Genomic DNA, 18,368 nt, shown 5'->3' with positions numbered 1-18,368 from the left:
TAAAGGGGGAATAAGTGCGGTCGCCGCTCAGCACCGCAGCCCGGCGCGGGCAACGGCAGAGGGACGGTGCGCCGCCGCGCACCGTCCCTCTATGCATTGCTCAGGCCCGGGTCACCGGACCGGTGTTGCCCGGATCAGACGTTGACGCCGTGCGACGCCAGGTAGGCGATCGGGTCGATGTCCGAGCCGTACGCCGGACCCGTGCGGATCTCGAAGTGGAGGTGCGGGCCGGTGGCGTTGCCGGTGGCGCCGGACAGGCCGACCTGCTGGCCCGCGGTCACGGTCTGGCCGGCCGAGACGGAGAGCGAGGACATGTGGCCGTACTGGGAGTAGTGGCCGTCGGCGTGCTTGATGACGACCTCGTTGCCGTACGCGCCGCCCCAGCCGGCGGTGACGACGGTGCCGGAGGTGATCGCCTTCACGCTCGTGCCGGTGGACACGGGGAAGTCGATGCCGGTGTGGCTGCCGCTGGACCAGTTGGCACCGGAGGCGCGGTAGGCGGTGGTGTGGTTGCCCGGGACCGGGTGGACGTAACCGGAGTCGTTGCTCTGGGCGGCCGGCGCCGAGGTCTCCTCGGACGACGAGGCGTCGGAGGAGGAGTCGGAGGCCGGGGAGGCCTTCGTCTCGGTCTTGACCGGGGCCGACGGAGCCTTCGACGGGGTGGTGGAGCCCGTGGAGGTGGTCGAGGTGTGGCCCCAGGCCTTGCCGCCGAGGGTCAGCTTCATGCCCGGGAAGATCAGGCTCGGGTTGTCGCCGACGACCTTGCGGTTGTCCTGGTACAGCTTCTCCCAGCCACCCTTGAGCTTGTGCTCGGCAGCGATCTTCGACAGGTAGTCGCCGGAGACCACGGAGTAGGTCGTGGTGCCGGCCTGCTTCTTCGCGACCGGCTTGGCCGGGGCGGCGTGCACCGCGGCCGACTTCGAGGTGGCCGGAGCGGCCTGCTCCGCGGCGTGGGCACCGGTGGCGCCGAGCAGCGGAAGCGCGATGACGGCTCCGCCGGCGCTCGCGGCGACGACGCCACGGGCAATGGTGCTGGACTTGGGACGACGGTGCTTACCCGATATGGGCATGAAGGTTTTCCTCTCCGGCGCCTACGAGGTGAGCTGTCGGGTTCGGACTGGAGATGTCCGGTCGCGACTGGCGCGACTTCACCCCGAGCCGGCCGGTTTCCCGGTCGGCGGCTTACCTGGTTCCCCCGCTCCTGCCACGCGGTGAGTGGGTGCGAATTCCGGGCGGCGGCAGGATTAGGCGGTCCGTCCGGATTGCAGCGAACGTAAGCGAGCCGGGACGGCGGAAACAAGCCACAGGTTCCGTACGGGATTCCGCTCCGGAAAATCCGCGAGGAATTCCGGTCACACTCCGTGGATTACGGATCTTGGCTTTCCGCGCGGCGCACGGAATACCCAGCCGCCCCGCCGCCACACACCGTCACGGATATGATCCCGCTCACGAGAGGGGGATCATCTCCCGCACAAGCAGGGCATGTTCGAATAAAAGAGCTCAATACGGACATGTCATGCTCATCGCGCCGTCCGTCGTCGGGGCGCCGGGGCGGATCCAGCCCCTCCCGCCCGGGCGGCCACGGATCGACGCGCGGCCTCGAAGTGGCGGCCCGCCCAAGATGATTGCCTGAGGAATCAATGTCGTATCGTCACGAGAGTGGACCCGCGGGCGACACGCGCCGGCGGCAGAGCCTCCAGGAGTGACCGTGACGCAGCAGGTGCCGCAGACCCCGTCGACGGAGCCCGTGCTGGCGGGGGTCCGCAACTTCCGCGACGTGGGCGGCCTGCCCACCTCGGACGGCCGCCGGGTGCGCTACGGACGCCTTTACCGCAGTGGTCACCTGGCTCACGCCACGGCCGAGGACGCCGTGTTCCTCAGCGGTCTCGGCCTGCACACCGTCTTCGACTTCCGCAATGTGGCCGACCACAAGCTGGACGGCCTGGACGTGGAGCTGCCGGGCGTACGCAATGTGAGCATCCCGCTCAGCGACCCGGCGGACGGCGCGGAGTTCTGGCGGATGGTGCGCGACGGCGACATGGACGAGCTGCGGTCGATCCTGGCCGGCGGCAAGGGGACCCACCGCATGATCGCTTCGTACCGCCGGATGATCCTGGAGCGGACGGCCGAGCACAGCCGGGTGCTGCACGCCCTGGCCGAGAACAGCGTGCCCGCACTGATGCACTGCGCCGCGGGCAAGGACCGCGCGGGGCTCTCGATCGCGGTTTCCCTGCTCGCTGTCGGCGTCGAGCGCGAAGCCATCGAGGCCGACTACCTCAAGTCCAATGACGCTCACCGCCGCTACAAGATCCGCCGCAGCGACACCTCCGCCGCCGGCATGTCTCCCGAGGTGATGGAGCTGCTCAATCCGCTCTTCGGCGCCCACCCCGACTACATCGCCGCCGCCTTCACCACCATCGACGAGACATGGGGCAGCACCGACCGCTACCTCGCCGACGGCCTCAAGATCACCCCTGCCACGCGGGAGCGGCTGCGCGAGCGCCTGCTCGACGAGGTCTGACCGGACGGGCGGGGCCCACGGCTACTGGTTGTGCATCCCCACGGCGAAGAGCAGGTAGAGGAAGCCCGCGACGACGTGCCCGGCCACCAGGTAGGCGAAGAGCCTGATGACGAGCCCGCGGGGCATCTTCTTCTCCTGCGGGTCGTACTTCTTGGGCCGCGCGGGGCTGAGCGGGTCGTAATTCTCGGAATCGGACATGACAGGTCCTCTCTGGCGACCGGCGGGCCGGTGGCGGGGACGGCGCCTCAGCGACGGTGGATCCCGCTGCCGAGACACAGCTCGGCGGCGGGGCTCTGCAGCAGGGTGTGAACGAAGAGCAACTCGGCACCGTCGTGGTCCAGGGCTGCGATCCGGTGCGGAGTGAGTGAGTCGAAGTGCGCGCTGTCACCGGGAGCCAGGTCGTGGACCGTCTCCCCGAGGGTCACCCTGAGGTTCCCGGCCAGGACGTACAGCCACTCCTCCCCGGGGTGGACGCGCACCAGGTCGCCCTGGGCGCCGTGCGGGACCCGGACGCGCAGGGCCTGCATCGCCCGGCCGGGGCCACCGGCCTGCTGGTACATCCAGCCGTCGGCCTCGGCGCCCTCGAACCTGCGGCCGCGGACGATCGCGTCACGTTCGGGGGGAATCTCACCGAGCAGCTCGGAGACCGTCGTACCGTAGATCCTGGCGAGTCCGAGCAGCATCGGCAGGGAGGGCTGGCGCCGGCCCGTTTCGAGCCGTGACAGGTGGGCGGGCGAGAGTCCGGCCCGCTGGGCGGCGGTCTCCAGGGTGAGACCACGGCTGCGGCGCAGATCGCGCAGGCGTGGAGCGACCCCGGGCAGCTCGTCGGCCGCCCCTCCTTCTGGAGGATTCATACCTTCATTGGGCCAGGATCTTTCCTCGGAGGCAAATTTCTTGCCTCCGAGGCAAAAGTGTCCGCGCAGCCGACCGCGCCGGTGCTCAGCGGTTGGCGACGGCCTGCTTCACCAGCGTCCGCCCGAAGTCCCACATCAGTCCGCCTCCGCTGTGCGCGTCGTCCATCACGGCCGTGAAGGCGGCTACGAAGCGGTCCACGTCCGCCTCGTCGATCACGAGGGGCGGAATCAGCTTGATCACTTCGAGGTGGTCGCCGGAGACCTGGGTCAGGATCCGGTGCTTCTGGAGCAGCGGCACGACCACCATCTGCGCGAAGAGTCCCTTGCGGGCCGCCTGCAGCATGGTCCAGCGGCTGCGCAGCTTCAGCGAGGCCGGCCGGCCGAACTCGATGCCGATCATCAGCCCGCGCCCCCGCACCTCGTGCAGCAGCTCGTACTGCCCGACCAGCGCCGCCAGCCGTTCCCTGAGCAGGTCGCCGGTGCGGCGCGCGTTGGCCACCGTCTCCTCGTCCTCCATCACCGCGAGGACCGCGAGCCCGGCCGCCATCGCCTGGGCGTTGGAGCCGAAGCTCGCGGAGTGGACCAGGACCCGGTCCATCGAGGAGTAGACGCGCTTGAAGATCCAGTCCTTGCCGAGGGTCGCCCCCACGGGCACATAGCCGCCGGAGAGCGCCTTGGCGACACAGACCAGATCGGGTTCCACCCCTTCCTCGTGCTGGTACGCGTAGAAGTCCCCGGTCCTGCCCAGGCCGGTCTGCACCTCGTCCGCGATGAGCAGGGCCTTGTGCCTGCGCAGCAGTTCCTGGGCCTCCCGCAGGAAGCCGGGCGGCGAGGCGTGCACACCTTTGCCCTGGATCGGTTCGACCACGAGCCCCGCCACATCGCCGCGCTTCAGCTCACGCCGCAGGGCATCGATGTCACCGAGTTCGATGGCGGTGTCCGGCAGCAACGGCGCGAAGCCGTCCCTGAAGCCCGCCTCGCCGTTGACCGAGAGCGAGCCGGTGGTCAGCCCGTGGAAGGCGTGCGTGCAGTAGAGGATCCTGGGCTTCCCGGTGGCGTAGCGGGCGAACTTGAGGGCGGTCTCCACCGCCTCCGTGCCGCTGTTGCCGAAGAAGACCCGGTCCAGGTGCGGGCTGTGCGTGAGCAGCTTCTCGGCCAGCAGGCCCGGCAGCGGCTGACAGTCGAAGCGGGTCAGGTCGGCGAGCGAGGCGTCCAGGACGTCGTGGAGCGCGTTGCGTACGACGGGGTGGTGCCGACCGAGTCCCATCACCCCGAAACCGGCGAGCATGTCCAGGTAGTCGTTGCCCTCCGCGTCCCAGAAGTGCGCGCCCTCGGCCCGTTCGTAGACCTTGTCGAAGCCGATGGTGTGCAGCATGCGCGGCAGCTGGTGGTTGAGGTACTTGGTGTGCAGCTCGTAGCGTTCGGCGCCGCGCTCCGCGAGGAGCCGTGCCAGATCGAAGCCCTTGGGCCCGTCGTCGTTCATGCCCCGCTCTCCTTGTGCCCGTCTCCCGGGGCGCCCGGCCCCTTGCCCGTGGCCGCGTCCCGGGTGGCCAGCGCGGCGCTGATCCGGCCCGCGATCTCGACCGGTGTGAGTCCGATGTCGGCCAGGACCTCGGCCCGCTTCCCGTGGGGGAGGAACTGATCGGGAATGCCGAACGTCCGCAGCGGTACGTCGACACCGGCGTCCCGCAACGCCTGCCCCACGGCCCAGCCGACGCCTGCGGCACGGCTGTTGTCCTCGACGACGGCGACGAGCCGGTGCTCCGCGGCGAGCGGCGCGAGGTGCTCGTCGACCGGCTTGACCCAGCGGGGGTCGACCACGGTGCAGCGGATGTGTCGGCCCGTGAGCAGATCGGCGGCCTGGAGGCAGACGGGGGCCATGACGCCGACCGCGACCAGGAGCACATCCGCGTCCTCCGCGCGGTGCAGGACGTCCATGCCGCCGATGGTGCCGATCGCGGGGACCTCCTCCCCCACCGACTCCTTCGGGAACCGGATCACGGTCGGTGCGTCGTCGACGTCGACCGCTTCGCGCAGTTCGGCGCGCAGCCGCTCCGCGTCGCGCGGCGCGGCGATCCGCAGACCCGGCACGACCTGGAGGACGGACATGTCCCACATGCCGTTGTGGGAGGCCCCGTCCGGCCCGGTGACCCCGGCCCGGTCCAGTACGAACGTCACACCGCACCTGTGCAGGGCGACGTCCATCAGCAGCTGGTCGAAGGCCCGGTTGAGGAAGGTCGCGTACACGGCCACGACGGGGTGCAGTCCCCCGGTCGCCAGTCCGGCCGCCGACACCGTCGCGTGCTGCTCGGCGATCCCCACGTCCCAGACCCGGTCGGGGAACGCCTCGGCGAACTTCGTCAGCCCGACGGGGTGGAGCATCGCCGCGGTGATCGCGACGACGTCCGGCCGCTCCGCGCCGATCGCCGCGATCTCGTCCCCGAACGCGGCGGTCCAGGACCGGCCGGCCGCGGGAGCGAGCGGTGCGCAGGTCAGCGGGTCCATCGCGCCGACGGCGTGGAAGCGGTCGGCCTCGTCCTGGAGCGCGGGAGGGTAGCCGCGGCCCTTCTCGGTGAGGCAGTGCACGAGCACCGGGCCGTGGAACCGCTTCGCGCGGTGGAGGGCGGACTCGACCGCGGCCGTGTCGTGGCCGTCGACCGGGCCGACGTACTTCAGGCCGAGGTCCTCGAACATGCCCTGCGGTGCGAAGGTGTCCTTGAACCCCTTCTTGGCACCGTGCAGCGACTCGTACAGCGGCTGCCCGATGACGGGGGTCTGCTGCAGGACGCCCTTGCCCCAGGAGAGGAAGCGCTCGTATCCGTCGGTGGTGCGCAGGGTGGCGAGGTGGTCGGCGAGGCCTCCGATCGTCGGGGCGTAGGAGCGCTCGTTGTCGTTCACGACGATGATCAGCGGGCGGTCCCCGGCAGCGGCGATGTTGTTCAGCGCCTCCCAGGCCATGCCGCCGGTGAGCGCCCCGTCGCCGATGACCGCGACGACGTGGTGGGGGCGGCCGAGGAGCTCGTTGGCCTTGGCCAGGCCGTCGGCCCAGCCGAGCACGGTGGAGGCGTGCGAGTTCTCGATGACGTCGTGCTCGGACTCGGCACGCGAGGGGTAGCCGGAGAGACCGCCCTTGCCGCGCAGCTTGGAGAAGTCCTGCCGCCCGGTGAGGAGCTTGTGCACGTAGCTCTGATGGCCGGTGTCCCACAGAATGCGGTCCACCGGTGAGTCGAAGACCCGGTGCAGTGCGATGGAGAGTTCCACGACCCCGAGGTTGGGGCCGAGATGACCACCGGTCCTGGCCACCGCCTGGACGAGGAACTTCCTGATGTCCTCGGCGAGTTCGCCGAGCTGGGGTTCGTTCAGTGCCTTGAGATCGTGCGGCCCCCGGATGGACTGCAGCAGCGTCATGTCCGGGCCCCCTCTCTGGTCCTGTTGTCGGCTCACGATGACGGCTGGGACCCCCGTGCGCGTTCCCGCCGACGGCCGCCGGCCCGCCCGGATGCGCCGTCAGGGCGGCTCACCGGGAGCGGCCGGGGCGGCGGAGCGGGGAGAGCCGGTGCGCCCGGCTCTCCCCGGTCGTCACGTCACCGGTTACCGCCGACGGTCTCCCGTGCCGCGCGCAGGGATTCCTTCAGCGACCCCATGGTGGCGAGGACAGCGGTGGGCTCGTACCCGCAGTGCGCCATGCAGTTGGCGCAGCGCGGGTCCTTGCCGCGGCCGTACTTGTCCCAGTCCGTCTCCTCGATGAGCTGCCTGTACGTGGGCACGTACCCGTCGCTCATCAGGTAGCAGGGCCGCTGCCAGCCGAACAGGGAGTAGTTCGGAATGGCCCAGGCCGTGCACGGGAAGTCCGCCTTGCCCTCCAGGAAGTCCAGGAAGAGCGGCGAGTGGTTCAGGCGCCACCTGCCCCGGTTGCCGCCCGCGAAGGCCTTCTTGAACAGCTCACGGGTCTGTTCGACGCCCAGGAAGTGCTCCTGGTCGGGTGCCTTCTCGTAGGCGTAGGCGGGCGAGATCATCATCTCGTCGACCTTCAGGTCGTCGTTGAGGAAGTTGAGGACCTCGATGATGGTCTGGGGTGTGTCGGTGTTGAAGAACGTGGAGTTGGTCGTGACGCGGAAGCCGCGCCGCTTGGCCTCCTTCATGGCCACGACCGCCTCGTCGAACACCCCTTCCTTGGCGACCGATTCGTCGTGGCGCTCGCGCAGGCCGTCGATGTGGACGGCGAACGCGAAGTAGGGCGAGGGGGTGAACTTCTCGAGCTTCTTGCGCATCAGCATCGCGTTGGTGCAGAGGAAGACGTACTTCTTCTTCGCCACCAGCTGCCGGACGATCTCGTCGATCTGCGGATGCATCAGCGGCTCACCGCCGGCGATGGAGACCATCGGGGCGCCCGACTCGAGCACGGCGCCGACGGCCTGGGCCACCGGCATGCGCTGCTTGAGGACTCCGGCCGGGTGCTGGATCTTCCCGCAGCCCTCGCAGGCGAGGTTGCAGGCGAACAACGGCTCCAGCTCGACAATCAGCGGGAACTTCTCCCGCTTTCGGAGCTTCTGTTCAATGAGGTACGTCGCAACCTTGATGGACTGACGGAGCGGCATGGCCATCTAGCTCACCTCCTGGGGAGCAGCAAAGATCGGTGCCATTCATAGAAAGCCGGCAGGACGGCACGGAGAACGCGGAAAGCCGATATTCCACCGCGGACCGTGCCGATGCGGACGAGCTCATGCTCCGGAGCGTCCACGACCACCCGTACGGCCGCAACCGGGCGTGGCCCGGAGCGCAGGGCGATGCGCAGGGTCGCGGCGGACTCCATGTCCACCGCGATTGCTCCGGTGGCCCGCAGCCCGGCCCGTTCATGCCCTCGTACGACATGGTCGGAGCCGGTCAGCGGACCGGTGTGGACGGTGCGTCCGGGTACGGCCCTGGCGAGTGCGTCGGCGAGCAGTTCCGTGCCGGTGCAGGTGTCCGACTGCCCGGCTGTCCGGGTCTCGTCGGCCACCACCAGGTCGCCGGGGTGCATGCCGGGGGCGAGCCCGGCGCAGAACCCCGAGGCGATGACCGCGGCGCCCAGCGCCCGGCCCTCGCCGAGCGCCCTCGCCACGGCCGTTTCGGCCGCCTTCGGTCCCATCCCCGTACGGAGTACGGTCACGGGCCCCGGGGCGGGGCCTGCCCCGGCCCTGCCGGTGCGCAGGGCCAGCTGCTCGATGCCCAGCGCGCAGGCGATGAGCAGCGGGGCGGGGCCGGCCGGCCCCGGGGCATCGCCCATCAGATCCCCTCGCGGACCGCCGTGCGGCCCGCGAACGGGTCGCCGTGCACGTACCGTCCGAGTGCGGTCAGCGGGAAGACCTGCCGGTATAGGTGGTAGTTGATGGAGAAGTCCCAGGGGAAGCCGGTCCCGGTGAAGTACGGCTCGTCCCAGGAGCCGTCGGCCTGCTGGGTCTGTGCCAGCCAGGCGATGCCGCGTGAGACGGCCACGGTGTCCCGCCGTTCGGCTGCGAGGAGCGCCAGCAGGGCCCACGCGGTCTGGGATGCCGTCGAGGCTCCGTGGCCGATCCACTTGTCCTCGTTGTACGAGCGCAGGTCCTCGCCCCAGCCGCCGTCGTCGTTCTGGACGGATTCCAGCCAGCCGACCGCGCGGCGGATGGAGGGGTGCGAGGCGGGCAGTCCGGCGGCGACCAGGGCGGGCACCACCGAGCCGGTCCCGTAGACGTAGTTGACGCCCCAGCGGCCGAACCAGCCGCCGGCCGCGTCCTGTTCGGCGAGCAGCCACTCGATTCCCCGCCGGGTCGCGGGATGTCCGGAGTGGCCCTCGATGGCGAGCATCTCCACCACGTGCCCGGTGACGTCGGCGGACGGTGGGTCGATGACCTCGCCGAAGTCGCAGAACGGCAGCCGGTTGGGGAACGCGCTGGTGTTGTCGGCGTCGAATGCCCCCCAGGCGCCGTTGCGGGACTGCATGCCGACGTTCCAGCGCACGCCGCGCTCGATGGCGGCCTCGACCTTCGCCTGGTCCGGGTGCCGGACCCGGCGCAGCGCGAGGACCACCTCGGCGGTGTCGTCGATATCGGGGTAGTTGTCGTTGTGGAACTCGAACGCCCAACCCCCTGGTGCCAGTTGGGGCCTTCGTACCGACCAGTCTCCGGGTCGCGCGATCTCCTCGCCGAGCATCCAGTCCGCCGCCTTCACCAGCGCCGGGTGGTCGGCGCCCACGCCGGCGTCGGCGAGCGCGATGGTGGCGAGGCAGGTGTCCCAGACCGGGGACTGGCAGGCCTCGATCATGCGCGCGCCGTCCTCGCGCCAGACCGCGAAGCGGTCGAGGGACTCGAGTCCGGCCCGCATGACCGGGTGGTCGAGGTCGTAGCCGAGCAGGTGCAGGGCGATGACGGAGTACACGGCGGGCGGCTGGATACCGCCCCAGCAGCCGTCGTTCTCCTGGCGTTCGATGATCCAGCGGGCGGCCGCGTTCATGGCGATCCGGCGCAGTCTGCGCGGGGCGATCCGGTGATAGAGGTGCAGCGCCTTGTCGAGGCGCTGGAAGACGCCGTCCCAGCTCGCGACCGGAGCGGGGCGGCGCGGCGGGTTCGGTTCGTCCGGATCGGTGTGCAGCTCGTCCAGGGCGAAGGGTGCCGGCCGTACCGGCCGCTTCGCGGAGACGACGGTGAGCGGCACGATGGTCTGGCGGGCCCAGCAGCCGAAGTCGTAGATGTTGAGCGGGACCCACTTGGGGAAGAACATCAGCTCGGGTGGGAGCTCCGGCAGGTCGTCCCATTTCCACCAGCCGAAGAGGGCCAGCCAGATCCGGGTGAACACCCGGCTCGCCGCGATCCCGCCCCGCTCCCTCACCCACCCCGCGGCCCGGGCCATGTGCGGTTCGTCCGGCCGGTCCCCGGCCAGACGCAGTGCCACGTACGCCTCGATGGTGGCGGAGAGGTCCCCGGGGCCACCGTGGAAGGTGGCCCAGGTGCCGTCGCCGAGCTGCTCGCCGCGGATGAAGCGGCCGGCCGCCTGGACCGTGGCGGCGTCCTGAATGCCGAGGAACTGCCGGAGCAGGAGGTCCTCGGCGTCCATGGTGACGTTGGTGGCGAGGTCGCCCTTCCACCAGCCCTGCTCGTCCTGCCTGCCGAGGAGGTGCTCGACCGAGCGCTCCATGGCCCGCCGCGCGGCGGCCAGTACGTCGTCCGCGGCGATCGTCGATTCGGTGGTCGGATTACTGGCCGAGGCTGCGCGGGGATCCACAGCCCCGGTGCTTCCGTCGGTCGTCGCTGTCATGGCTTCCCCTTCGTGCAGTTGGTCCTCTGCTGTGCTGGGGTCTCCGTCGGCCGGCGCCCGTGACGGGCACCGGCCGGCGACTGCGAGTCATATTGAGGTGATGGTCATCATCTCTTTCGTACGACGACGAAGTCCGCGAGCGCCGTGAGCTGCGCCCGCACGGATTCGGGCATGTCCACACCATGCAGCGCCTCGATGGCGACCGCATGCTGACGACGGGCCTCCTGAGCGGTCCACTCGCGGCCGCCCGCCTCCTCGATGAGCGCCGCACGGGCGGCGAACTCCTCTTCGGAGAAGCTGTCGAAGTCGCTGCTCTTCGCGTCGGCGGCGAGCAGTTCGCCCAGGCGCTCCGAGGCCGGTCCGCCGGCGGCGAGCGCGGCGACGACCGGCAGGGACTTCTTGCGCTGACGCAGATCGCTCCAGGTCTGCTTGCCGGTGGACTCCGGGTCGCCCCAGATCCCGAGCAGGTCGTCGACCGCCTGGAAGGCGAGGCCGAGGTGGTAGCCGTACGCCTCCAGGACGTCGGCGGTCCGGTCGTCGGCGCCGCCGAGCACCGCGCCGATGGAGCAGGCGCAGGCGAGCAGGGCGCCCGTCTTGTTGCCCTCCATCTCCAGGCACTCCTCGACGGTGACCCGCTCGCGGTGCTCGTAGGAGATGTCCTGGGCCTGCCCGTCGATGAGCTTGCGGGTGGCTGTGGTCAGCCGCCGGGCCGCGCGGCCCGCCTCGACGGTGCCGAGCTCCAGCAGGATCTCGTTGGCGAGGGCGAAGAGCGCGTCGCCGACCAGGATCGCCTGGGCGGGGCCGTGCACCTTCCACACCGTGTCGCGGTGGCGCCGCTGCTCGTCGCCGTCCATCAGGTCGTCGTGCAGCAGCGAGAAGTTGTGTACGAGCTCGACGGCCACGGCGCCGGGGATGCCGGCCTCGGCCGCGGCGCCGGCCGCTTCGGCGGACAGCAGGGCCAGCGCCGGGCGGACGGCCTTGCCGCCGTCGCCGTCGGAGGGCCTGCCCTGGGCATCGATCCAGCCGAAGTGATAGGCGGCCACGGTGTCCATGGGCGGTGCGAGCCGGTCAACGGCGGCCCGGAGCACCGGCGCGGAAAGGGCCCGTCCGCGCTCCAGAAGCGCGGTGACGTCCGTGGTGTCCGCCACGGTGTCGGAAGCCGGATTCGCCGGGGTCACTGACTCTCCTCTTGTTCCGGTGGTACTGCTCATGCCGCCTCCTGCAGCGGATGTTCGTGGGGGCGGCCGAGCGCCAGGAGTGCGGCGTCCGCGGCGCCGGCACCGCTACGGACGGCGCCCTCCATCGTGGCGGGCCAGCCGGTCGCGGTCCATGCACCGGCCAGGAAGAGGCCGGGGGCGCGGGTCCGCGTGCCCGGCCGCAGCCGGCCGACGCCGGGCGCGGGCGCGAAGGTCGCCGTCCGCTCCCGGGTGACGAAGAAGTCCCGGATCCCGGCCCCGCGGGCGGCGGGCAGGAGCCGCTCCAGCTCGGGCAGGTAGCGCGCGCGGAGCTCGGCGACGGGCAGGTCGATCTCCTCGTCGGCGGCGGACTGGGAGACCGCGAGGTACTGGCCGGGACCGGTGAGGCCGGAGGCCTCGGTCCGGTCGAAGACCCACTGGACCGGCGAGCCGAGTGCGGCGAAGAACGGCTGCCTGAGCACCTTGCGGTCGTAGACCACGTGCACGTTGAGGATCGGGGAGGTGCCGATCTCCAGCAGCCGCTCCGGTGCGTCGAGCGCACCCTCGGGCAGCAGGTCATGGGCCTCGCGCTGCGGCACGGCCAGCACGACGGTGTCCGCCTCGATCCGTTCGGCCCCGGTGTCGACGACCCAGCGTCCGTCGTCGGTGCGGGTGAGCGCTCCGGCCTTCGTCCGCAGCTCGGTACGGACGCCTGCGGAGTCCAGGGCCTTGCGGCTGAGCGTGTCGTGGACGTCCCCGAGCGGCACGGAGGCCCAGCCGATGTCGGCGGCGCCGGGCTCGGAGAGCAGTCCGGTCTTGAAGACCTTGGCGGCGAGCGCGAGCGAGGAGTTCGGCGCGGTGGCGTTGAGCGTGGCCACGCCCACCAGGTCCCACAGGGCCTCGACGGTGCGGGGCGACTGACCGTGCCGGGCGAGCCAGCTGCCGAAGTCGACGTCGTCGAGCGCGGGGTCGTCCGGGTCCAGACGGCCGAGCGCCAGCGCGGCGCGCCCGACGCTGGCGCGCTCGGCGAGCGAGAGGTGCGGATAGGCGGCGAGCCCGGCTGCCAGGTGGAGCGGCACCGGGAGGCCGTTGCGGCGCAGCCGTCCGAGCCGGGGCCCCGCGAGCCGCCCGACGTCGAGAACGGGCACGTCCAAACGGTTTTGCAGCGGTGCCAGCCGGGCGCCGTCGACCCGGTCCAGGAACCAGCGGTAGGCGGTGCAGCAGCGCAGGTAGACGTGCTGGCCGTTGTCGACCGTCAGTTCGCCTCGCCGGAAGGAGAAGGCGAGACCGCCGAGCCGGGGCCGTCCTTCGAGCAGGGTCACGTCAAGCCCGGCATCGGCCAGGCGCAGGGCCGCCGACATGCCGGCGAGACCGCCGCCGATCACGACCGCGCGCGAGGAACGCAGGGCGTCGTCCGTCATGCGTCCCCCTCTCGCCAGGTCTTTTCAGTCAGGGACGCAACCGCGCGGCAGGGGGTTGCCTGCCGTGCGGAGTGATCGTCCATGATGCACATGGTGCGCGAGATGCCCGTGTGATGCATTCAGACACGCCCCCTGGTCGTGCGGCGCGAGATGTGGCGCGCGTCGAGGCCCGACAGGCCGCGCACCGCCACATACGCCTTCTCGTGGCCCGGGAGCGAGACCCGGCCGCGCAGCACCGCCTCGGGGTCGCGCTCGATCCGGTCGAGGAGCCGGCGGTAGATGCCGGCCATGGCTGCCACGCAGGCCCCGCTGCGCCGGTCGAGCATCGGCAGCAGCCGGTAGCCCTCGGCGAACAGTGCCCGGGCGCGCCGGACCTCGAAGTGGACCAGCCCGGCGAAGTCGGAGCCGGGCGGCGGGGTGGCCCGGTGGAAGCCGGCGGAGCAGCCGAATTTGGCGAGGTCGTCGGCAGGCAGATAGGTCCGGCCGTTGCCCGCGTCCTCGCGTACGTCGCGCAGGATGTTCGTCAGCTGGAGTGCCAGGCCGAGCGTGTCCGCGTACTCGGCCGCGCGCTCACTGCCCGGGGCGCCGGGTTCCGTACCGAAGACGCCCAGGCTGAGGCGGCCGATGGCGCCCGCGACGCACCTGCAGTAGACCTTCAGGTCGTCCCACGTCTCGTAGGTCGCGCCGCGCACGTCCATCAGCACCCCGTCGATGAGCTCGTCGAGCCCTTCGAGCGGCAGCGGGAACCGGCGGGCGGCGTCGGCGAGCGCGACGGCCACCGGGTCGGTGTCGTCCTCGTCGACCGCTCCGCCGCGGATCCGGTCCAGCACCGCGCGGGTGCTCTCCAGGCGGACGCGTTTGGTCTCCGGTTCCAGCTCGCCGTCACCGATGTCGTCGACCCGTCGGGAGAAGGCGTACAGGGCCGACATGGCCTGCCGCTTCTCGACGGGCAGCAGCCTGATGCCGTACGCGAAGTTACGCGCCTGCTGTCCGGTGACCGCCTCGCAGTAACTGTATGCGGCCTGTACCGGTGCCGACATGTACGTCGTCTGTCCCTCCACGGTCCGGCTCACCCCTCTCTACGCGCTCTTCGCAAAACAACTCCCACCTCGCGCAGCAGGCTGGGCTTGGTGGGTTTGGGGGGTCCGGGCAGTACATCGAACCCGGCGGCCGCGATCGCGGTGAGGGCGGCGCGCCCCCCTCCCACGAATCCGGCGAGAAGCAGCTTGAGCCTGCCGTGGACGCTACCCACCAGGGGGGTGCCTTCATTCAGCAGATCCCCGGCGCGTTCGGCTTCGTACGCGATCAGCGCCCGCACCGATGCGCTCCCGGAGGGTGCCGCCAGGTCGGATTCGGTGACGTGGAACCGCGCCATGTCGTCGGCCGGCAGATAGATCCGGTCACGCCCGAGGTCCTCGGTGACGTCCTGAAGATGCTCGACGATCTGCAGCGCGGTGCAGACGGCGTCGGAGCGGCGGACGCGTTCGGGACTGGCGGTGCCGGTGAGCTGGAGGACCAGGCGGCCGACGGGGTTGGCGGAGAGCTCGCAGTAGGCGAGGAGCTCCTCGTACGTCCCGTAGCGGCGGATCTTCTGGTCCTGCCGGTTGGCCTCGACGAGACCGAGGAAGGGTTCGGGGGTGAGCGCGCGGCGCCGCACGGTAGGGCGCAGTGCCTGCAGGAGCGGATGGTGCGGGGTCTCGCCGGTGGTGGCGAAGATCCGGCGCAGATCCGTCTCGAGCGCGTCGAGCATCGCGAGCCGGTCCTCGCCCTGCGCCGGGTCCAGACCGAGGTGCCGTGCGTCGGCGCCGCCGGGGGCGAGGTCGCCGTCGCCGATGTCGTCGACGAGCCGGGCGAAGCCGTAGACGGCCATCAGGTCGTCGCGCCAGGCACGCGGCAGGAAGAAGGGGGCCACCGGAAAGTTCTCGTCGGCAGCCTTGTCAAGGGTTCCGGGTACGGCGGAATCAAGCCGCGCCTGCGGGGTACGGGTCACTGCGTACCGCCCTGCGCGAGGACGGCGTGAGCACCTCGGAGCTGGAGATCGTCCGTCATAGCCGTCACATCTCCCGTTCTACACTGCTGACCCAAAACATCCCATTCCGGACACGCCGCCCGCTCTCCCGAGTGCGGAGGACGACTACGAGCCGTCCCCACAGGCGGTATCGCCCCACTTGCAACGAATCAGCACCGGTACAGCTTACGTTGCACAACGCTCATCCATGCGCCGGGGTGCGGGGCCCACAGCACATGCGCGCTTCGCCCTGTCAACTTTCCCCTCGCGCAAGGAAATTGACGTCATCCGGCGGGAGGAGATCGCGCCGGGCACCGTACGACGAGCCGTGGACGTCCGGAGCCCGGCCCACAATCCGGAAGCAGCACAGCGGCCTTTGCCGGAACGCTCCGGCAAAGGCCGCTGCAGTACGCGACGTCGGCTACGCCCTACTTGCCCGTCTCGCGCTCGTACGCCTTGAGGACCTCGTCGGTCGGACCGTCCATCAGCAGTTCGCCCTTTTCCAGCCACAGCACCCGGTCGCAGGTGTCCCTGATCGACTTGTTGCTGTGACTGACCAGGAAGACGGTGCCGGCCTCCTTGCGGAGCTCCCGGATGCGCTGCTCGGAGCGGATCTGGAACTTGCGGTCACCCGTCGCCAGCGCCTCGTCGATCATGAGGACGTCGTGGTTCTTGGCGGCCGCGATGGAGAAGCGCAGCCGGGCGGCCATGCCGGAGGAGTACGTCCGCATCGGCAGGGTGATGAAGTCGCCCTTCTCGTTGATGCCGGAGAAGTCGACGATGTCCTGGTACCGCTCGCGGATCTCCTCGCGGCTCATCCCCATGGCGAGCCCGCCGAGCACGACGTTGCGCTCGCCCGTCAGGTCGCTCATCAGCGCGGCGTTCACCCCGAGCAGCGAGGGCTGACCATCCGTGTACACCTTGCCCTGCTCGGTCGGCAGGAGCCCGGCGATGGCCCGCAGCAGGGTGGACTTGCCGGAGCCGTTCGTACCGATGAGGCCGATGGCCTCGCCACGGTAGGAGGTGAAGGAGACGCCGCGTACGGCGTGCACCTTGCGGACCCCGCGCTCCTCCCCCTTGCCACGGCGCAGTATCCGGCTCAGTGCCGCGGTGGCGCCGCCCTTGCCACCGCCACCGCCGTTGACGCGGTACACGATGTGCACATCGTCGGCGATCACGGTGGGGACGCGCCCCGCGGTGTTGTCCTCAGCCACGGCCGTACCGCTCCTCTGCCTTCCAGAAGTACACAAAGCCCGCCACGCCCACCAGGATCGCCCAGGCGAGACCCACCGCCCAGACGTGCGCCGGCAGGTTCTCGGAGCCGTAACCGTCGATCATCGCGAAGCGGATCAGGTCCATGTAGATGGCCGCCGGGTTGTACTGCAGCACATCGGCGATCCAGGCCGGCTTGTCGGCGAGCATCACCGGGATGGAGAACATCACGCCGGAGGCGTACATCCAGGTCCGCATGACGAACGGCATGAGCTGGGCCAGGTCGGGCGTCTTGGCCCCGAGCCTCGCCATGATCAGCGCCAGCCCCGTGTTGAAGAAGAACTGCAGGACCAGCGCGGGAATCACCAGCAGCCAGGACAGTCGCGGGTAACTGCCGAATCCCACCGTCACCGCGACCAGCACGATCATCGAGTACAGCAGCTGCTGGAGCTGCTGGAGTGAGAACGAGATGGGCAGCGAGGCGCGCGGGAAGTGCAGCGCCCGCACCAGACCGAGGTTGCCGGAGATCGCGCGGACCCCCGCCATCACCGAGCTCTGGGTGAAGGTGAAGACGAAGACCCCGGTGACCAGGAAGGGGATGAAGACCTCCGGTTCCATCCCCTTCTTCGTACCGAGGATCAGGCCGAAGATGACGAAGTACACCGCGGCGTTCAGGAGCGGGGTGGCCACCTGCCACAGCTGTCCCAGCTTGGCCTGGCTGTACTGGGCGGTCAGCTTGGCCCGGGAGAACGCCATGATGAAGTGGCGTCGTCCGCGGAGCTGGCGCACGTACTCGAAGAGCCCGGGCCGTGCACCGCTGACCGTCAGACCGTACTTCGTGGCCAGATCGGCTGGGCTCAGGCCGTCATCGGCCGATGGCGGGGTGCTCAACGCAACAGCACCGTCATGGGTTGTGTCACTCACCAGATGAAACTCTCGTATTCAAAACGCGCAGCCAGTCGCGGGCGCGGCTCAGGGCGGACAGGTCCCGACTAGAAAATTTACGCCTCATGCTCCCAGAGGCGAAACGTCTCAGATCACTGGAGGCCGGCCGAGTCTGGTCAGCCGCCACACCGTACGCCACTTCATCGGACGCCGCGGGCCGCAGGGTGTCGACCAGCCTTCCCGGAAGCCGCCGAACCAAGCCTTCAGCGCCGGGCCCGAGGGCTTGCGGAGCAGGGTCAGCAGCAGCCACACCCCGAGATACACGGGGACCAGGGGCGCGGGGAGGTTGCGCCGGGCCAGCCAGACCCGGTTGCGGGCCACCATGCGGTGGTAGACGGCGTGCCGCGACGGGGCGGTCGTGGGGTGGTTGAGCACCATGTCCGCGCGGTAGTCGATCTGCCAGCCGGCGTCCAGGGCCCGCCAGGCGAGGTCGGTCTCCTCGTGCGCGTAGAAGAAGTCGCCCGGCAGCGGGCCGACCTCGGCGATGACCCTCGTGCGTACGGCGTTGGCACCGCCGAGGAAGGTCGTCACCCGCGAGGAGCGCATCGGGTCGGCGGCGCGCAGCCGCGGTACGTGGCGGCGCTGGGTCTCCCCGGTGTCCGGGTCGGCGATCCGGAAGCTGATGATGCCGAGCCTCGGATCGGCCTCGAACGCCTGCCGGCACAGTTCGGCGGTGTCGGTGAGCGGCAGATGCCCGTCGTCGTCGAGGAAGAGCAGCGCGTCGACGTCGGCGCCGGAGGGGCCGAAGGCCTCGATGCCCACGTTGCGGCCGCCGGGGATGCCCAGGTTCTCGGGCAGCTCGACGGTCCGTACGCCTGCGGGGACCTCGGGGACGGGTGAACCGTTGCCGACGACGACCACCTCGATCCGGTCGCCGTCCTGCCCGGCGACCGAATCGAGGAGGGCGCGCAGTTCGGCCGGGCGGTTGCCCATCGTAATGATGACCGCGCCGAGTTTCATGGG

At 70.4% G+C, this 18,368-nt stretch carries 16 protein-coding genes and 1 riboswitch; of the genes, 1 reads left to right on the top strand and 15 read right to left on the bottom strand.

Translation table 11 applies throughout. The annotated features are described in order from the left end of the window. Window positions 1-134 precede the first annotated feature (134 nt). Window positions 135-1,070, bottom strand: coding sequence for a LysM peptidoglycan-binding domain-containing M23 family metallopeptidase (locus tag ABZ434_RS13810; RefSeq protein WP_359135180.1), 936 nt, complete (start codon window positions 1,068-1,070; stop codon window positions 135-137). Window positions 1,071-1,075: 5 nt separating this feature from the next. Continuing rightward, a riboswitch (cyclic di-AMP (ydaO/yuaA leader) is annotated at window positions 1,076-1,228 on the bottom strand. A 480-nt stretch (window positions 1,229-1,708) separates the two neighbouring features. Here ABZ434_RS13810 and ABZ434_RS13805 point away from each other — a divergent pair. Beyond that, window positions 1,709-2,521 carry a tyrosine-protein phosphatase gene (locus tag ABZ434_RS13805; protein ID WP_359135178.1) on the top strand — a complete coding sequence of 271 codons (813 nt, stop codon included), beginning with the start codon at window positions 1,709-1,711 and terminating at the stop codon, window positions 2,519-2,521. A 21-nt stretch (window positions 2,522-2,542) separates the two neighbouring features. On the opposite strand, the gene ABZ434_RS13800 is transcribed toward ABZ434_RS13805, so the two are convergent. The 14 genes from ABZ434_RS13800 to ABZ434_RS13735 form a co-directional block, all read right to left on the bottom strand. Then, entirely contained in the window at window positions 2,543-2,719 is a 177-nt protein-coding gene (locus ABZ434_RS13800; protein WP_359135176.1) for a DUF6126 family protein, read from the bottom strand. Between the two features lie 47 nt (window positions 2,720-2,766). Next, window positions 2,767-3,375, bottom strand: a complete 609-nt coding sequence (locus tag ABZ434_RS13795; protein WP_359135175.1) for an XRE family transcriptional regulator — start codon at window positions 3,373-3,375, stop codon at window positions 2,767-2,769. A gap of 85 nt (window positions 3,376-3,460) precedes the next feature. After that, complete coding sequence (locus tag ABZ434_RS13790; RefSeq protein ID WP_359135173.1) at window positions 3,461-4,858, bottom strand: aspartate aminotransferase family protein; 1,398 nt, start codon at window positions 4,856-4,858, stop codon at window positions 3,461-3,463. Next, entirely contained in the window at window positions 4,855-6,783 is a 1,929-nt protein-coding gene (gene dxs, locus ABZ434_RS13785) for a 1-deoxy-D-xylulose-5-phosphate synthase (RefSeq protein ID WP_359135171.1), read from the bottom strand. Before dxs ends, ABZ434_RS13790 begins: the two co-directional genes overlap by 4 nt. A 176-nt stretch (window positions 6,784-6,959) precedes the next feature. Next, window positions 6,960-7,979: an adenosyl-hopene transferase HpnH gene (hpnH, locus tag ABZ434_RS13780; RefSeq protein ID WP_359135169.1), complete on the bottom strand. Its 1,020-nt coding sequence runs from the start codon at window positions 7,977-7,979 to the stop codon at window positions 6,960-6,962. A gap of 5 nt (window positions 7,980-7,984) precedes the next feature. Beyond that, window positions 7,985-8,641, bottom strand: coding sequence for a 1-hydroxy-2-methyl-2-butenyl 4-diphosphate reductase (locus ABZ434_RS13775; RefSeq protein WP_359135167.1), 657 nt, complete (start codon window positions 8,639-8,641; stop codon window positions 7,985-7,987). After that, window positions 8,641-10,644 (bottom strand): squalene--hopene cyclase, encoded by a 2,004-nt coding sequence (gene shc / locus ABZ434_RS13770; protein WP_359135165.1) that lies wholly within the window; start codon window positions 10,642-10,644, stop codon window positions 8,641-8,643. Before shc ends, ABZ434_RS13775 begins: the two co-directional genes overlap by 1 nt. A gap of 107 nt (window positions 10,645-10,751) precedes the next feature. After that, window positions 10,752-11,855, bottom strand: a complete 1,104-nt coding sequence (locus tag ABZ434_RS13765; RefSeq protein ID WP_359135163.1) for a polyprenyl synthetase family protein — start codon at window positions 11,853-11,855, stop codon at window positions 10,752-10,754. Further along, window positions 11,852-13,240 carry a hydroxysqualene dehydroxylase HpnE gene (hpnE, locus tag ABZ434_RS13760; RefSeq protein ID WP_359135161.1) on the bottom strand — a complete coding sequence of 463 codons (1,389 nt, stop codon included), beginning with the start codon at window positions 13,238-13,240 and terminating at the stop codon, window positions 11,852-11,854. The genes ABZ434_RS13765 and hpnE overlap by 4 nt, the downstream gene beginning before the upstream one ends. Before the next feature lie 119 nt (window positions 13,241-13,359). Beyond that, window positions 13,360-14,280, bottom strand: coding sequence for a presqualene diphosphate synthase HpnD (gene hpnD / locus ABZ434_RS13755; protein WP_359135159.1), 921 nt, complete (start codon window positions 14,278-14,280; stop codon window positions 13,360-13,362). 29 nt (window positions 14,281-14,309) lie between these two features. Continuing rightward, on the bottom strand, window positions 14,310-15,230 hold the full coding sequence (gene hpnC / locus ABZ434_RS13750) for a squalene synthase HpnC (RefSeq protein ID WP_359135157.1): 921 nt from the start codon (window positions 15,228-15,230) through the stop codon (window positions 14,310-14,312). A gap of 446 nt (window positions 15,231-15,676) precedes the next feature. Further along, window positions 15,677-16,462 carry an ABC transporter ATP-binding protein gene (locus ABZ434_RS13745; protein WP_359135155.1) on the bottom strand — a complete coding sequence of 262 codons (786 nt, stop codon included), beginning with the start codon at window positions 16,460-16,462 and terminating at the stop codon, window positions 15,677-15,679. Beyond that, window positions 16,455-17,384 (bottom strand): ABC transporter permease, encoded by a 930-nt coding sequence (locus ABZ434_RS13740; protein ID WP_359135154.1) that lies wholly within the window; start codon window positions 17,382-17,384, stop codon window positions 16,455-16,457. The genes ABZ434_RS13745 and ABZ434_RS13740 overlap by 8 nt, the downstream gene beginning before the upstream one ends. A gap of 108 nt (window positions 17,385-17,492) precedes the next feature. Then, complete coding sequence (locus ABZ434_RS13735; RefSeq protein WP_359135152.1) at window positions 17,493-18,365, bottom strand: glycosyltransferase family 2 protein; 873 nt, start codon at window positions 18,363-18,365, stop codon at window positions 17,493-17,495. Window positions 18,366-18,368: the final 3 nt, after the last annotated feature.

It is taken from the genome of Streptomyces sp. NPDC005761, assembly GCF_040630635.1.
Lineage (GTDB): Bacteria > Actinomycetota > Actinomycetes > Streptomycetales > Streptomycetaceae > Streptomyces.
Note: the sequence above shows the minus strand (reverse complement) of the source record. Positions and strands in the feature narration are given on the sequence as shown.

Bases quoted from the DNA above. Each gene is read 5' to 3' on its own strand.
- hpnE (WP_359135161.1), bottom strand. From the start codon at position 13,240: ATGACGGACGACGCCCTGCGTTCCTCGCGCGCGGTCGTGATCGGCGGC.
- hpnD (WP_359135159.1), bottom strand. From the start codon at position 14,280: ATGTCGGCACCGGTACAGGCCGCATACAGTTACTGCGAGGCGGTCACC.
- ABZ434_RS13795 (WP_359135175.1), bottom strand. From the start codon at position 3,375: ATGAATCCTCCAGAAGGAGGGGCGGCCGACGAGCTGCCCGGGGTCGCT.
- ABZ434_RS13775 (WP_359135167.1), bottom strand. From the start codon at position 8,641: ATGGGCGATGCCCCGGGGCCGGCCGGCCCCGCCCCGCTGCTCATCGCC.
- ABZ434_RS13735 (WP_359135152.1), bottom strand. From the start codon at position 18,365: ATGAAACTCGGCGCGGTCATCATTACGATGGGCAACCGCCCGGCCGAA.
- ABZ434_RS13800 (WP_359135176.1), bottom strand. From the start codon at position 2,719: ATGTCCGATTCCGAGAATTACGACCCGCTCAGCCCCGCGCGGCCCAAG.
- ABZ434_RS13790 (WP_359135173.1), bottom strand. From the start codon at position 4,858: ATGAACGACGACGGGCCCAAGGGCTTCGATCTGGCACGGCTCCTCGCG.
- hpnH (WP_359135169.1), bottom strand. From the start codon at position 7,979: ATGGCCATGCCGCTCCGTCAGTCCATCAAGGTTGCGACGTACCTCATT.
- ABZ434_RS13765 (WP_359135163.1), bottom strand. From the start codon at position 11,855: ATGAGCAGTACCACCGGAACAAGAGGAGAGTCAGTGACCCCGGCGAAT.
- shc (WP_359135165.1), bottom strand. From the start codon at position 10,644: ATGACAGCGACGACCGACGGAAGCACCGGGGCTGTGGATCCCCGCGCA.
- dxs (WP_359135171.1), bottom strand. From the start codon at position 6,783: ATGACGCTGCTGCAGTCCATCCGGGGGCCGCACGATCTCAAGGCACTG.
- ABZ434_RS13810 (WP_359135180.1), bottom strand. From the start codon at position 1,070: ATGCCCATATCGGGTAAGCACCGTCGTCCCAAGTCCAGCACCATTGCC.